The organism is Mesorhizobium bavaricum, assembly GCF_056781655.1.
Map to the genome: position 1 here is coordinate 547,305 of NZ_CM165566.1, position 14,338 is coordinate 561,642.

Annotated in this window: 12 protein-coding genes and 1 tRNA gene; 8 read left to right on the forward strand and 5 right to left on the reverse strand. The window is 62.0% G+C overall.

Going from position 1 to position 14,338, the window contains the following annotated elements:
* Positions 1–64: 64 nt before the first annotated feature.
* Positions 65–1,057, reverse strand: a complete 993-nt coding sequence (locus AC1RZR_RS02635) for an arabinose ABC transporter substrate-binding protein (protein WP_481827555.1) — start codon at positions 1,055–1,057, stop codon at positions 65–67.
* Positions 1,058–1,313: 256 nt separating this feature from the next.
* On the opposite strand from AC1RZR_RS02635, the gene AC1RZR_RS02640 reads away from it, so the two are divergent.
* Entirely contained in the window at positions 1,314–2,003 is a 690-nt protein-coding gene (locus tag AC1RZR_RS02640) for a FadR/GntR family transcriptional regulator (protein WP_477273091.1), read from the forward strand.
* A 6-nt stretch (positions 2,004–2,009) separates the two neighbouring features.
* Entirely contained in the window at positions 2,010–3,158 is a 1,149-nt protein-coding gene (gene dgoD / locus AC1RZR_RS02645; RefSeq protein WP_477272232.1) for a galactonate dehydratase, read from the forward strand.
* Positions 3,159–3,218: 60 nt separating this feature from the next.
* Here the strand turns inward: dgoD and AC1RZR_RS02650 are convergent, their stop codons facing one another.
* On the reverse strand, positions 3,219–4,964 hold the full coding sequence (locus AC1RZR_RS02650) for an adenylate/guanylate cyclase domain-containing protein (protein ID WP_481827556.1): 1,746 nt from the start codon (positions 4,962–4,964) through the stop codon (positions 3,219–3,221).
* Between the two features lie 183 nt (positions 4,965–5,147).
* Between AC1RZR_RS02650 and AC1RZR_RS02655 the strand changes: the two genes are divergently transcribed.
* Together AC1RZR_RS02655 and AC1RZR_RS02660 are read left to right on the forward strand one after the other, a co-directional pair.
* A complete protein-coding gene (locus AC1RZR_RS02655; protein WP_481827557.1) occupies positions 5,148–5,357 on the forward strand; it encodes a hypothetical protein in 210 nt (69 codons plus the stop codon).
* Positions 5,358–5,717: 360 nt separating this feature from the next.
* Positions 5,718–6,377 carry an acyltransferase family protein gene (locus AC1RZR_RS02660; RefSeq protein ID WP_481828998.1) on the forward strand — a complete coding sequence of 220 codons (660 nt, stop codon included), beginning with the start codon at positions 5,718–5,720 and terminating at the stop codon, positions 6,375–6,377.
* Between the two features lie 330 nt (positions 6,378–6,707).
* Here the strand turns inward: AC1RZR_RS02660 and AC1RZR_RS02665 are convergent.
* Both AC1RZR_RS02665 and AC1RZR_RS02670 read right to left on the reverse strand, forming a co-directional pair.
* Positions 6,708–6,783: transfer RNA gene (locus AC1RZR_RS02665), tRNA-Ala, on the reverse strand.
* Positions 6,784–6,956: 173 nt separating this feature from the next.
* Positions 6,957–7,346, reverse strand: a complete 390-nt coding sequence (locus AC1RZR_RS02670) for a TIGR02300 family protein (RefSeq protein WP_379101338.1) — start codon at positions 7,344–7,346, stop codon at positions 6,957–6,959.
* 207 nt (positions 7,347–7,553) lie between these two features.
* Here AC1RZR_RS02670 and aroA point away from each other — a divergent pair, with 207 nt between their 5' ends.
* The 4 genes from aroA (at position 7,554) to AC1RZR_RS02690 (ending at position 13,543) form a co-directional block, all read left to right on the forward strand.
* Entirely contained in the window at positions 7,554–8,912 is a 1,359-nt protein-coding gene (gene aroA, locus AC1RZR_RS02675) for a 3-phosphoshikimate 1-carboxyvinyltransferase (RefSeq protein ID WP_481827558.1), read from the forward strand.
* Between the two features lie 79 nt (positions 8,913–8,991).
* Positions 8,992–9,642 carry a (d)CMP kinase gene (gene cmk, locus AC1RZR_RS02680; RefSeq protein ID WP_477272222.1) on the forward strand — a complete coding sequence of 217 codons (651 nt, stop codon included), beginning with the start codon at positions 8,992–8,994 and terminating at the stop codon, positions 9,640–9,642.
* Between the two features lie 208 nt (positions 9,643–9,850).
* On the forward strand, positions 9,851–11,548 hold the full coding sequence (gene rpsA, locus AC1RZR_RS02685; RefSeq protein WP_008872513.1) for a 30S ribosomal protein S1: 1,698 nt from the start codon (positions 9,851–9,853) through the stop codon (positions 11,546–11,548).
* A 228-nt stretch (positions 11,549–11,776) separates the two neighbouring features.
* Complete coding sequence (locus AC1RZR_RS02690; RefSeq protein WP_481828999.1) at positions 11,777–13,543, forward strand: hypothetical protein; 1,767 nt, start codon at positions 11,777–11,779, stop codon at positions 13,541–13,543.
* Here AC1RZR_RS02690 and AC1RZR_RS02695 read toward each other — a convergent pair.
* Complete coding sequence (locus AC1RZR_RS02695) at positions 13,528–14,235, reverse strand: SDR family NAD(P)-dependent oxidoreductase (protein ID WP_477272220.1); 708 nt, start codon at positions 14,233–14,235, stop codon at positions 13,528–13,530. The two genes, AC1RZR_RS02690 and AC1RZR_RS02695, sit on opposite strands and share 16 nt — an antisense overlap.
* Positions 14,236–14,338: the final 103 nt, after the last annotated feature.

The following is a 14,338-nucleotide window of genomic DNA, read 5'->3' on the forward strand; positions in this document are numbered from 1 at the left end:
ATCCTTCTTGTGCGATGGCAAACAGGCGGCGGGGATGAGCCGCCGCCTGTTTGTACAGGGAGGATTATTCGATGCCGAGGCCCTGGCGGACCTTCTGATAGTCGTCGCGCTTGGCCAGCGCACCGGAGGTCAGGATCAGCTTCTCCGGTTCCTTGTTGTTGGCAACCCAATCGTACATGTTGAGCGCCGTCTCGTAGCCATGACGCTTCGGCGAGATGATCACGGTGCCGACAAAGCCGGTGGCGGTCGGCTTCTTGAACTCGTTGATCGCCGAATCCGCGCCGCCAATGCCGACGCCGATCATGCCGTCAGCCGGAATGCCGACGCTTTCGGAAGCGCGCACGGCACCCAGTACTGCTTCATCGTTGAGGCCGAAGGAGACCCACTTCTTGATGTCGGCATGGGCGTTGAGCACGACCGTCGCCGCGTTCAGCGCAGCCTCGGTGTCGGTCTTGGCCTGCGGCGCGTCGAAGATGTTCTCGGCCTTGAAGCCGTTCGCCTTCAGCACCGAAATGGCTCCTTCGACACGATCGACAGCCGTCGGCAGCTGATCATAGGAGACACGGATGGCGCCGACCTCGTCGGCCTTCCAGCCGCGCGCCTTCATTTCGTCGACGATCGCCTGGCCGACGGCCTCGCCGATCTTGGTGGCCGAGATGCCCATATGCGGCACGTCTTCGAGCGCGTTGCCGTCGGCGCCGACCAGACGGTCGTCGACGGTCATCAGCTTGAGATTGTTGGCGGCGGCCTTGGCGACGATGCCAGGCCCGAGCTTCACGTCCGGTGTGCAGACGATGAAGCCCTGGGCGCCCTGGGCGCCGAGATTGTCGATCGCCGACATCAGCTTCTCACCGTCCTCGGCGCCGATCTTGACGAGGGTAAAGCCCTTTTCCTTGGCGGCCTGGTCGGCGAACTTCCATTCGTCCTGGAACCACGGCTCCTCGGGCTGTTTGACGATGAAACCGATCTTGGTGTCCTGAGCATAGGCAGAAGCGATGGTCGTGACGGACAGCACGGCAAGCGCGCCCGCGACGAGCGCGGTCTTCAAAAGTCGCATGATTTCCTCCCAGCGATAGGCCGGGCGCTCAGCCCGGATGCGGACTCTCTATTCGCTTTTATCATACTCGTCAATTGATCTGGTATGATAATTAATGTACATGCTCTGAGCAGCGATCGCTGGCGCAACTCGTTTGCATCCGCTAATGCCGGGCCGGTTGTGCGAACTGGCAGGTTCGCCGCCTTGGAGGAGGGCTAAGGTGACCGAGATTTCGAAGAAGACACCGGGCGACACGACGACCCGCCGCCCGCGCGTCATGCCCGACGTGACCAAGGCTATGGCCTCGGACATTTTTTCCGGACGCTATCCGGCCGGATCCTCCTTGCCGACCGAAAACGAACTTGGCGTCGAATACGGCGTCAGCCGAACCGTGATCCGCGAGGCCCTGAAGGTGCTGGCCGCCAAGGGGCTGGTGCTGTCGCGGCCGCGTGTTGGCACAATCGTCTGCAACGAGGACGACTGGAACATCATCGATCCGCAGGTGCTGGCCTGGCACGCGCCGCATGCGCTGGACGACAAGCTCTTCGACGCCATTCTCGAAACACGCCGCGCCATCGAACCGCTGGTCGCCGAACTGGCCGCGACGCGCGCGACACTGCAGGAGATCGCCGATCTCGAAGCGGCCTGGCGCGGCATGGCAGGCGCCGGCGAGGACCTCGTGATGTTCTCGCGCTCCGACATCGCCTTCCACCAGATCGTCTATGCCGCGAGCCACAACCCGATCTTTCGCCAGATCGGCAATCTGATCGACACCGGCCTCAAATTCTCGCTGGAAGCGACGGCGACGATTTCGCTCGACCGGCGCCTGGAAGCGGTGGCGGCGCATCGCGAGGTGGTGGAGGCGCTGCGCATGCGCGACGCCGAGGCAGCGCGCGGCGCGGCAAACAGAATCCTCGACCTTGCGGCGCGCGACCTCGTCAGCGCCAAGAAACTCAAGAACAACTGAGACAGCATGAAAATCATTTCGCTCACCACCTACATCGTTCCGCCGCGCTGGCTGTTCCTGAAAATCGAGACCGACGCCGGCGTCACCGGCTGGGGCGAGCCGGTCGTCGAAGGCCGGGCGCTGACCGTCGAGGCGGCGGTCAAGGAGCTTGGTGATTATCTCATCGGCAAGGACCCCCGCCTGATCGAGGATCACTGGACGGTGATGCATCGCGGCGGCTTCTACCGTGGCGGAGCGATCCTGATGAGCGCCATTGCCGGCATCGACCAGGCGCTGTGGGACATCAAGGGCAAGGCGCTCGGCGTTCCTGTCCACGAACTGCTCGGCGGCAAGTTGCGTGACAGCATCAAAGTTTATTCCTGGATCGGTGGCGACCGTCCGGCGGAGGTCGCGGCGGGCGCCAGGGAAATGGTGGCGCGCGGCTTCCTGGCGCTCAAGATGAATGGCACCGAGGAGCTGCAGATCGTCGACAGCCACGACAGAATAGATGCCGCGGTGGAACGCGTCGCCATGGTGCGCGAGGCCGTCGGCCCCAGCATCGGCATCGCCGTCGACTTCCACGGCCGCGTGCACCGGCCGATGGCGCGCATCCTGGTCAAGGAGCTCGAGCCCTACAGGCTGATGTTCATCGAGGAGCCGGTTCTGAGCGAAAATCGCGAGGCGCTGAAGGAGATCGCCGCGCTTGGCTCGACGCCGATTGCGCTCGGCGAGCGGCTCTACAGCCGCTGGGACTTCAAGTCGGTGTTCGAGGAAGGCGTCGTCGACATCATCCAGCCCGACCTGTCGCATGCCGGCGGCATCACCGAATGCCGCAAGATCGCTGCGATGGCCGAGGCCTATGATGTGGCGGTGGCGCCGCACTGCCCGCTCGGGCCGATCGCGCTCGCCGCATGCCTGCAGCTCGATGCCGTGAGCTACAATTGCTTCATCCAGGAGCAGAGCCTCGGTATCCACTACAACGCTGCCAACGACCTGCTCGACTACGCCGCCAACAAAGATGTCTTCCGCTACGAGGATGGCTATGTCGCCATCCCCGATGGCCCTGGCCTCGGTGTCGAGATCGACGAAGAGTATGTGAAGGAGCGCGCCAGGGAAGGCCACCGCTGGCGCAACCCGATCTGGCGCCACAAGGACGGTTCCTTCGCCGAGTGGTGACGGGATTGGCCTTCAGTCGCGCAAGCGCGACTGAACAAGGAGGCTCGCGAGGTTCGAATACTATACTCTCACCTGCGCCGCTTCGGGAGACTTCAGTCCATCAACCAGATGATGAAGATCCGCCTCGTTCTCGTAGTGCAGGGTAGAGACGAACGCATCAATCGTAAATTCCGGATCGACCTTGTCTATTTGAGCGAGATGAGCGGACGCAGCGGTCCGATCGCCCAGCCAGTGATAGGCTGCCGCGACAAAGGCGTGTTGGTTGGCATCCATCTTCGACAGATGCATGAAGGCCTCGATTGCTTCGGAATATTCGCGGGCTGTAAAATGAGCTTTCCCAAGATGGCTCCAGAAGCGTTCCGGGTGGTGAGGGTTCAACTGCATCGCCTTGCGAATCCAGTGGGATCCTTCCTTGGGGCGACCGAGCCAAGTCAAAAGCTCGCCGTGCTGGACCACGACGAGATCGTAGTTTGGATTGAGTGCGAGAGCCCGCTCCTGGTGGTGCCGAGCCTTCGTCAGATCGTTGCGGCTAATGCTAATGGCTGCCAATATCCGTTGGACGTCCGCATCGTTGCTGTCCAGTGCTTGCGCCAACTCAAGCTCGCGGACGACTTCGTCGAAAGCGGCGTCCTTATCGGCGCACCAGCCGTAGCCCCAGGCTTGCCCCAGAATGCAGCCCCGCCAAGCGTGGGCATGCGCGTATTCGGGGTCGAGTTCTAGCGCTCGTGTCACCAGCTTCAGCGCTTCCTCATTCTCGGCTCGATTGCTGCGATGGTGGCGGACCTTGGCCGCGAGCACGCATTCGTATGCTGCCATGTTGGCGGGTGTTTTGCGCGCCACGAGATCCTGCTGCGCGGCTTCGACGCGGCCTGGCAGCGTGGCCACGATCGCTGCGGTCAGTTCGTCCTGAATGGCGAAAACATCGTCGAGCTTGCGGTCGTATCGCTCGGCCCAGATGTGTGTATCGGTGGCAGTATCGATCAGCTGCGCTGTCACCCTGAGCTGATCGCCCGATTTGCGAACGCTGCCCTCCACCAGGTATTGCGCGCCCAGCTTCCGGGCGATTTCACGGAGGTTTACCGACTGCCCTTTGTAGACGAAGGTGGAGTTGCGCGAGATGACGAACAGTTCGTGCCGGCGCGAAAGTTCCGTGATGATATCCTCGGTCAGACCATCAACGAAAAATTCCTGTTCGGATTCGCCGCTCATATTAGCGAATGGCAGGACCGCAATCGACGGCTTCACCGCGCTGCGCCGGGCCGAGCTGTCCACCGCTCGCGGATCGGCTGCATCGTCCAGCACCGCGCGCCAGACCCGTATCGGACGAGAGATGTTCTTCAGGACCTTCTCGCCGAGGTCCTCGAACTTGATTTCGAGCCGGTCGAAGACCTGTTCGTACACGGCTTGGGTGACGCACACCCCGCCAACTTCAGCCATCTGTTCCAGCCGGGCGGCGACATTCACGCCATCGCCATAAATGTCGCCTTCATCAAAGATGATGTCGCCGAGATTGATGCCGATCCGGAACTGAATGCGCCCGGTATCCGGCACGTCGGTGTTGCGGCGGCGCATGCGGATCTGCACCTCCGCAGCGCAGCGCACCGCATCTGCCACGCTCTGGAACTCGACCAGCATGCCGTCACCGGTGGTTTTGATGATGCGGCCTTGGTTCTTGGCGATTGCCGGATCAATGAGTTCGATCCGGTGCGTTTTGAGCCGCGCAAGGGTACCCCTCTCGTCGGCTTCCATGAGCCGAGAGTATCCAGCCATGTCGGCTGCCAGCACCGCCGCGAGCCTGTGTTCCATGTTCCAGCCTCGAAGCACGCAATCTTCGATGGCAAACGCTGCAATCAAAGGCGATCACGGTCACGCCGCCACCTAACAGCGCCGTCCCCGCGCGATCGGAAGGCGCCCAGTCATAGCTTTACTCGAAATGAGCGCATGCGGGAAGGAAATCGAGCGCTCCCATACCCGCTCTCGGCTGCCCGATTGGTTTGGCTGCTCGACGGGGCAAGATTTCATCCCAAATCCATCACATTCAGTAGCCAGTTGAACGGCTTCGAAGGTGATGGCTTCAGGAGGGTGCTTCGTCGCTTTGCCTGGCAGCTTTTGAAGGGGATCGACCAACTCCAGAACGCGCGGCTGGCCCATCTGGCGAAGCTTGGTGTCAGCGCCAGGACGCGCAACCGAAACCAGTAGACATTCCTGCAAAGTAGGAGATGTGACGCCCGACAAGGCAGGCGCCACCAGGTTATCCCAGCGCCCCGTCCCTACGGGGCCAGCTATCCGCCAGGCACGCCCGCCGAACCTGACCGTCTTATTAGCTTCTTCTGAAGTAACTTTCGCCTCTCCATTGAAATTCTAACAGCCGACGCGGTAAAAGTCTGCGGAATCGATGGAAAATTCAAATTCATGCCTCTATCAGAGACAAATCATTGCTGATGTTGCGGCTCTGATCAGGTTTTCATCGATGCGTCTGTTGCCGCTTCGATCTTTCGTTGTTATGCCTCCACTATGCTTTACAGAAACATCCAAGGTCTTCGCGCCGTCGCGGCACTAATGGTTGTTTCAAGCCATACTTTCTTGTCGCTGGAGCCCCTGAGGGGCCATTGGATCGTGCAATTGGCGGACTCGATCGGTCCGGCCGGCGTCGATCTGTTCTTCGTCATATCCGGCTTTGTGGTCTTTTTGTCCGCCGGGAAAGCGGGGGAAAAGGCCGCCATCGTCGGGCGACGGCAAGCGTTCCGAGGATTTGCCGTGCGGCGCTTGTTTCGCATCTACCCGATCTATTTGATCGCGTTTGGTGTCGCTACGCTGCTGATGACAAAGGTTGAACTTGCCCCGACATCGCTCGAACAGGAACCGTGGTGGAAACTGGCTCTTCTGATCGACCAGCCGAACAACCGAATTCTCGCGGCCTGGACACTGCAATATGAGATGATTTTCTACACTATGTGCGCGTTGGGAATTTTGATCTCCCCGCGTCGCATCCTGCTTGTCCTGGGTCTCTGGTTCGTTGCTGTTTTCTCGGTATGGATCACGGGCGTCTTCACACCATCGGCACCGATGGCGCCACTGGTTCTGGAGTTCGTGTTCGGGATCGTGGTTGCCCAAGCGTTGGGTCGCCCTGGGAGATTCGTCCTACTCACTGTATTTGTGGCATCAAATGCTGTTCGCGGTTATGGCGGCTCTGTGTGTGAACTTTGGCCTTGTGGGTAAAGTGCCGCTGATAGCGTTGGCGCTGTCATTCTTGGTGATGGCCATCCCAGTCGCGATGCTGAGTTATCATCAGATTGAAAAAAAGCGTATCAACAAAAGTGACTGGCTGACCCGGCTGGCGGGTGAGGCAAAAAGAAAGCCGTCTGTCGCGCCAGCCGCATACCAGTCGTCCTCCAGTCGGTCGACCGTATGATCTGGCTGACCGACCCAGACCCGGAGCACCTGGTGAAGTCGTTCCGAAAGAGCGGATGACCATGTGGAAGATCGGCCGCAATGTCGGCGATCCGTGCAACAGTTGGCCTGATATCCTCGATGAGGAGAGTGACTGTTTGGTGGAGCCAATCGGAATCGAACCGACGACCTCTTGAATGCCATTCAAGCGCTCTCCCAACTGAGCTATGGCCCCACTTCCGGCAGTCAACCGGCGCCGTTTCCGGCGAAGAGATCCGGCGCGGGTTGGAGACCGCGCCGTTAGTGCAGGCGGCTTCTAACCCCGCCTTTCGTCAATATCAAGCCTTCGAGAGCCGGTTTTTCTTCACAGGCCAAGAAAGCCCGCAAACGCCTGCTTCCAAGGCCGGATCAGACCTCGTCGTCGTCGTCGCCGACGCCGATCATGTCGGCGACGTCGTCGTCTTCTTCCTCTTCGTCGGCAAGGAATGTGTCATCCTCGTCGTCGCCGAGATCGACGTCGTCCTCATCGTCGCCGAGATCCGGCAGGTCGTCGCCCTTGACGTCCTCGTCCGCCTCTTCGAGCGAGACGACCTCGACGCCCTCTTCTTCCTCGGCGTCCACTTCCTTCTCGGCCACTTCCTCTTCCTCTTCGAGAGCGGCGATCTTGCCTTCCTCGAAATGGGAACGCGGATAGGTCTTGCCGGTGTAGGGCGAGACGATCGGGTCCTTGTTCAGGTCGTAGAATTTTCGGCCCGTCTCCGGGTCGATGCGTTTTGTGCCAAGTTCGGTTTTTGCCACGGCAAGCCTCGTCAATAAAAGAGTGGTCCCCTTAACCACAGTTTGCAGCGCTGTCAAAGCGAAAAGCCGGCGTCACAAAACCATGCATTGAAAGGCCTCGCGTCAAGTGACGACCATGGGGGATGACCATTTCGGCCCGCCGTGATACGAGACCGCCGCAACAAATGAAAAGCGCCGGCCCGCCGGCATTCCGTCCAGGGAAATTCCATGTCTCACGCCGCCGCCCCAAAGTCGGCCACCGCCCGCAAATCACCAGCCCTTGCCGGCACCGCCCGCGTGCCGGGCGACAAGTCGATCTCGCACCGCTCCTTCATGTTTGGCGGCCTCGCCTCGGGCGAGACCCGCATCACCGGCCTGCTGGAAGGTGAGGATGTGATGCGCACCGGTGCGGCCATGAAGGCGATGGGCGCGCTTGTCGAGAAGCGCGGCGCCGAGTGGGTGATCCGCGGCACCGGCAACGGCGCGCTGCTGCAGCCGGAAGGCCCGCTCGATTTCGGCAATGCCGGCACCGGCTCGCGGCTGACGATGGGCCTGGTCGGCACCTACGACATGGAAACGACCTTCATCGGCGACGCCTCGCTGTCCGGCCGGCCGATGGGCAGGGTGCTCGAACCCTTGCGCCAGATGGGCGTGCAGGTGCTGAAGGCGACGCCGGGCGACCGCATGCCGATCACGCTGCATGGCCCAAAACATGCGGCACCGATCACCTACCGCGTGCCAATGGCCTCGGCACAGGTGAAATCAGCGGTGCTGCTGGCCGGGCTGAACACGCCAGGCATCACCACCGTCGTCGAACCTGTCATGACGCGCGACCACACCGAAAAGATGCTCAAAGGGTTTGGCGCCAATCTGTCGGTCGAGACCGACGAGCGCGGCGTGCGCCACATCTTCATCGAAGGCCAGGGCAAGCTGACCGGCCAGACCATCGCGGTCCCCGGCGACCCTTCCTCGGCCGGTTTCCCGCTGGTGGCTGCGCTGATCGTGCCGGGTTCGGACATCTTGATCGAGAACGTGTTGATGAATCCGACCCGCACCGGGCTTCTGCTGACGCTGCAGGAAATGGGCGGCAAGATCGAAATCCTCAACCCGCGCAATGCCGGCGGCGAGGATGTCGCCGACCTGCGCGTGCGTTATTCCGAGCTCAAGGGCGTCACCGTGCCGCCCGAGCGGGCGCCGTCGATGATCGACGAGTATCCCGTGCTTGCGGTCGCCGCCAGCTTCGCCGAGGGCGAAACGCTGATGCAAGGGCTGGAAGAATTGCGGGTCAAGGAATCCGACCGGCTGTCGGCCGTCGCCGACGGGTTGAAGCTCAACGGCGTCGACTGCACCGAGGGCGAGGCTTCGCTTGCGGTACGCGGCAAACCGGGCGGCAAGGGTCTCGGTCGCCATCCGAACGGCCCGGACACAACGGTGCAAACCCATCTCGACCACCGCATCGCCATGAGCTTTCTGGTCATGGGACTGGCGACGGAAAAGCCCGTCACCATCGACGATCAGGCGATGATCGCGACCAGTTTTCCGGAATTCATGGGGCTGATGAAGGAGCTGGGCGCGGAGATCGAGTGACAGTGGCAATCACAAACTTTGGCGATTGGCCCCATGCGCGAGGGCTTGCTGCCCGAGCAAACAAAGCGTTGACCAGCCAATGACACACGTCTTCACCATTGCCATCGACGGTCCTGCCGGTGCCGGAAAAGGCACGCTGGCGCGGCGGCTCGCCGACCACTACCGGCTGAACCTGCTCGACACCGGCCTCACCTATCGCGCGGTAGCCTACGCATTGATCCAGCACGCGCTGCCGCTCGACAACGTCTCGGCCGCCGAAACCGCTGCCCGCCAGGTCGATCTGGCAAAGCTCGACCGTGCGGTGTTGTCGGCGCATGCGGTCGGCGAGGCGGCCTCGAAGGTCGCGGTGTATCCGACCGTGCGGCGCATCCTCGTCGAAAAGCAGCGCGACTTCGCCAAGACACCCCCGGGCGCGGTGCTCGACGGGCGCGACATCGGGACCGTCGTCTGCCCCGACGCCGACATAAAACTCTATGTGACGGCCAGCGCCGAGGTGCGGGCACGGCGCCGGCTGGCCGAGATCGAGAGCATCGGCGGCACCGCTGATTTCGCCGAGATTCTCGCCGACATCATGCGTCGTGACGAGCGCGACATGGGCCGCGCCGACTCTCCGCTGAAGCCGGCCGCCGACGCGCACTTGCTTGATACCAGCGAAATGGCTATAGAAGCCGCGTTTCTTGCGGCCATGGCGATCATCGACGACGTGCTGGACAAGAGAAACAAGGCCTGATCCGGGTTTTTCCCTCGTGTTTCCGTTGTCGGAGGCGAAGAAAACACCCATATCGGACACGAACCAGCCTGCCAGCATTCTTCATGCGCCGGAATTGCCGCTTAAAGAGCGGCCCAGGGTTTTTGTAGCCCGGAACGCCGGCAGGCCAACGCAACGCTAACCCACGGCGCCCGTCCCGCGACAGAAGCGGGGCATTCCAGGAGAAACAATGTCAGCTGCAAATCCCACTCGCGATGATTTCGCGAGCCTGCTCGAAGAATCATTTACCGCCGGCCATTCCGGCGAAGGCCAGGTCGTCAAGGGCACGATCACCGCGATCGAAAAAGACATGGCCATCATCGACGTCGGCCTCAAGGTCGAAGGCCGCGTGCCGCTGAAGGAATTCGGCGTCAAGGGCAAGGACACCACCCTCAAGGTCGGTGACACCGTCGAAGTCTATGTCGAGCGCATCGAAAACGCGCTTGGCGAAGCGATGCTCAGCCGTGAAAAGGCCCGCCGCGAAGAGAGCTGGGTCCGGCTCGAAGAGAAGTTCACCAAGGGTGAGCGCGTCGAAGGCGTCATCTTCAACCAGGTCAAGGGCGGCTTCACCGTCGACCTCGACGGCGCCGTGGCCTTCCTGCCGCGCAGCCAGGTCGATATCCGCCCGATCCGCGACGTCTCGCCGCTGATGCACAACCCGCAGCCCTTCGAGATCCTCAAGATGGATCGTCGCCGCGGCAACATCGTGGTGTCGCGCCGTACCGTGCTCGAGGAGAGCCGAGCCGAACAGCGTTCGGAAATCGTGCAGAACCTTGAAGAAGGCCAGGTTGTCGAAGGCGTCGTCAAGAACATCACCGACTACGGTGCGTTCGTCGACCTCGGCGGCATCGACGGCCTGCTGCACGTCACCGACATGGCATGGCGCCGCGTCAACCATCCGACCGAAATCCTCAACATCGGTCAGACGGTCAAGGTGCAGATCATCCGCATCAACCAGGAAACCCACCGTATCTCGCTCGGCATGAAGCAGCTCGAGAGCGATCCGTGGTCCGAGATCGGCACCAAGTTCCCGATCGGCAAGAAGATCAAGGGCACCGTCACCAACATCACCGACTACGGCGCGTTCGTCGAGCTGGAGCCGGGTATCGAAGGCCTCATCCACGTTTCGGAAATGTCGTGGACGAAAAAGAACGTGCATCCCGGCAAGATCCTGTCGACGACCCAGGAAGTCGACGTGGTGGTGCTCGAAGTCGATCCGGCCAAGCGCCGCATCTCGCTCGGCCTCAAGCAGACGCTTGAGAATCCGTGGCAGGCTTTCGCCAGCAGCCATCCGGTCGGCAGCCAGGTCGAGGGCGAGGTCAAGAACAAGACCGAGTTCGGCCTGTTCATCGGTCTCGAAGGCGACGTCGACGGCATGGTCCACCTCTCCGACCTCGACTGGACCCGTCCGGGCGAGCAGGTCATCGAAGAGTACAATCGCGGCGACATGGTCAAGGCGCAGGTGCTCGACGTCGACATCGACAAGGAGCGCATCTCGCTCGGCATCAAGCAGCTGGCCAAGGATACGGTTGGCGAAGCGGCGACTTCGGGCGAACTGCGCAAGAACGCCGTCGTCACCTGCGAAGTCATCGGCGTCAAGGATGGCGGCCTGGAAGTGCGGCTGGTCGACAGCGGCATCGAGACCTTCATCAAGCGCTCCGACCTCAGCCGTGATCGCGACGAGCAGCGCCCCGAGCGCTTCACCGTCGGCCAGAAGGTGGACGCCCGCGTCATCGCCTTCGACAAGAAGACCCGCAAGCTGCAGGTCTCGATCAAGGCGCTGGAAATCGCCGAAGAGAAGGAAGCGGTCGCCCAGTACGGCTCGACCGACTCTGGCGCTTCGCTGGGCGATATCCTGGGTGCCGCGCTGAAGAAGCAGGGCAGCTAAGTCCCTCTGCCCCACCGTCTTGCATGGTGGTCACTTCAAAACCCCGCCGGAGCGATCCGGCGGGGTTTTTCTTTACGGTAAGATAAACTTCCTCGCGTATTTGCCAGCAATCCGAGGAGGCTTTCCATGCGCAATGACGACGATTGTTCCGCTCCGGGATCTTCGTGGTTGCTGCGTCTCTACACCAGGTCGCCCGCCTTGTTCTGCTTTTGCGGAATGGCAATCTTGATGATTGCCCTCCGGGCGCTGGGCTTCCAGCTCAACGGCGATGTGGACGACCTCGTCAAACTGCATGAAGTCCGCACCTTGCTTGAAACGGGCAACATCTTCGACCGGACGCTGCCCGGCGTTGCCCAGCCGGAGCCCTATCTCTCGCATTGGCCATGGATCGTGGACCTGCCCTATGCCGCCTTCGCGCGTCTGCTCATGCCGCTTGCCGGCTTCGAGCCCGCGTTGACGGTGACAAGCTTTGCCGTCCCGCTGCTGCTGCTTGCGCCCGCGCTCTATTTCTACAATCGGCTGGTGATCGCGATGGGCTTTGCCAACCCGGCCGTTGCACTGCCGCTGGCTCTGATCTTTGCCGCGCGCAGCTTTTTCGAATACGCCCCGGGACGGATCGACTACCACAATCTGCAGATACTGCTTCTGCTGGCGGCGCTGGTTTTGACACTGTCGCAAAACCACTTTGCTGCCTTCGTCAACGGGCTGCTGGCGGCCTTGGCGCTTGCGATCAGCGTGGAATTCGCTCCGTTCTATGTGCTGGTGATGGCAGTCTATGCCTTTGACTGGATCTTCGGCCGCGAAGAGGGTGCAGACAGGATCGTCCGCTTTGGGCTGGCATTTGCCTTGGGCGGGGTCGGCCTGTTCGCCGCGATCGTGCCGCCTTCAGCCTATGCCGCCGTCAAATGCGACACCTATTCAGCACCGCATGTGACGGCGCTGGTCGCGGCGGGGCTGTCATTTGCCGTGGTGCCCTTGCTTGTCGGCCGACGTGGCGGATGGGCAATGCGGACGGCAATTCTGCTGGTGTTCGCGGCCGCCAGCGCGGCGGCGCTGGCGCTGTTGTTCCCGCAATGCCTGGCCGGCCCCTATGCTTCGCTCGACGCCTATGTACGCGACAACATGCTCGAGAGGATCCCTCAGGAATTGAGCCTGTTTCGGCGCCCTGATGTCGTTCTGTCCGCGAGCTTTCCCAGCATCATGCTGCTGTTCGTCGGCGCGCTCGCCCCGGCTGTCCTTTGCCTTGGGCCGCACGGCCGAAGCCGGCCCCTCGTCATCCTGGCGCTGTTCTCGCTGCTCGCGCTGGTGCTGTCGATCGATTACTTCCGCTATTTCCGCTATCTTCCGGTTTTTTCCGGCATCGGTCTGGTCTTCGTGCTGGCGAGTTTCCTGCCGCCAGATGCCAGACTGGCCCGCACGTTGAAATCTCCCATGTCGTTGGGATCGCGCGGATACGCGCTAGTCCTGCCCGGCCTCGTTTTGTCCGCGGCGATAGCGCTTTACCAGCTGTCTGTGAGGCCAGCCCCGGACGCCATTCCCGCCACCGAGTTCGCCGACAGCTGCGATCTCACGCATTTCGAGCCGCAACCGGGTTGGCCGGCAGCCGCCATCGTTCTGACGCCACCGTTGATCGGAGCGCATTTTCTCGCCCTTGCCGAAGGTCCCAAGGTCGTGACAGTCCCCAACCACCCGTCAGCCCATGGTATCGAACGCAGCTATCGTTTTCTCGATCCTTCGACCGCCGACCCGCGCGCGTTTCTCGACGCCTCCAGAGCGACACATGTTGCGCTTTGCGCGCACAGAGGCCCGCCGTCGCCATATCTCGAGGCCGCCTATCCATTCGCGGCCGCGCTGATGGAGGGCCACCCGCCGTCATGGCTCAGGGAGTGTCCGACGGATGCGTCCTCGCCGCTGCGCCTTTACAGCTACCGAAATGCCGATGGATCGGACGCCGCCTGTCCTGTTTCGACGGCTTCCGCTCAGGCTCGGCCGTAAAGCGGCACCAGCGTGCCGCTCATCGCCTGATTGGCCGGCGAGGCGAGATAGGCGATGGCTTCGGCGGCCGCTTCGAGGCTGACCCATCTGGTGACATCGGCATCCGGCATGTCGGCGCGGTTGGCCGGCGTGTCGAGCGTCGATGGCGCCACCGCATTGACCAGGATGCCCTTGCCTTTCAGTTCCTCCGCCATCGCCACCGTCATGGCGGCCACCGCCGCCTTGCTGGCGGCGTAGGCGACCATGCCGCCGCCGCGCCGCGGGTCGAGCCCGGCGCGCGCCGTCACATTGACGATCCGGCCCGCAATGTCCGACGCCAGCATCGAGCGCACCGCCGCGCGGCAGCACAGGAAGGCAGTGCGCGCATTGGTGTCCATCATCTCGGCAAAGGATGCCGATTCGATCTTTTCGACCGGCGCCGCGGTGAAGCCGCCGGCCAGATGGATCGAGCCCCACAGGCCTGGAACCTGGCTGTAGAACGCCTCGACCTTGGTGGAGTCCGAGAGATCGACATTGTGCACAAGCTTGACACGGTCATGCGCGGTGAAGGGGAAATGCGCGGGCGCCGCCGCATGGGCATTGGGCACATGGCAGATCGCGCCCTCGCCCAGCAGTTTGCCGACGACCGCACCACCGAGTGCCCCGGTTCCGCCGGTCACGACAATATGCCTGCCTTCAAGTGTTTCCGTCATCCTGGACCGCTCCTGTCATTTTTTTGTAGTTAGGTCGTTTCTTGTCCCGCGCCGACGCAGAGCGTCGCGCCTTTCGTACGATCACTCAATTGATATCTCGACA

Excerpts from the sequence above, each read along its gene's own strand:
- AC1RZR_RS02635 (WP_481827555.1), bottom strand. The coding sequence starts at position 1,057 with ATGCGACTTTTGAAGACCGCGCTCGTCGCGGGCGCGCTTGCCGTGCTG.
- AC1RZR_RS02640 (WP_477273091.1), top strand. The coding sequence starts at position 1,314 with ATGCCCGACGTGACCAAGGCTATGGCCTCGGACATTTTTTCCGGACGC.
- dgoD (WP_477272232.1), top strand. The coding sequence starts at position 2,010 with ATGAAAATCATTTCGCTCACCACCTACATCGTTCCGCCGCGCTGGCTG.
- AC1RZR_RS02650 (WP_481827556.1), bottom strand. The coding sequence starts at position 4,964 with ATGGAACACAGGCTCGCGGCGGTGCTGGCAGCCGACATGGCTGGATAC.
- AC1RZR_RS02660 (WP_481828998.1), top strand. The coding sequence starts at position 5,718 with ATGGTTGTTTCAAGCCATACTTTCTTGTCGCTGGAGCCCCTGAGGGGC.
- aroA (WP_481827558.1), top strand. The coding sequence starts at position 7,554 with ATGTCTCACGCCGCCGCCCCAAAGTCGGCCACCGCCCGCAAATCACCA.
- cmk (WP_477272222.1), top strand. The coding sequence starts at position 8,992 with ATGACACACGTCTTCACCATTGCCATCGACGGTCCTGCCGGTGCCGGA.
- rpsA (WP_008872513.1), top strand. The coding sequence starts at position 9,851 with ATGTCAGCTGCAAATCCCACTCGCGATGATTTCGCGAGCCTGCTCGAA.
- AC1RZR_RS02690 (WP_481828999.1), top strand. The coding sequence starts at position 11,777 with ATGATTGCCCTCCGGGCGCTGGGCTTCCAGCTCAACGGCGATGTGGAC.
- AC1RZR_RS02695 (WP_477272220.1), bottom strand. The coding sequence starts at position 14,235 with ATGACGGAAACACTTGAAGGCAGGCATATTGTCGTGACCGGCGGAACC.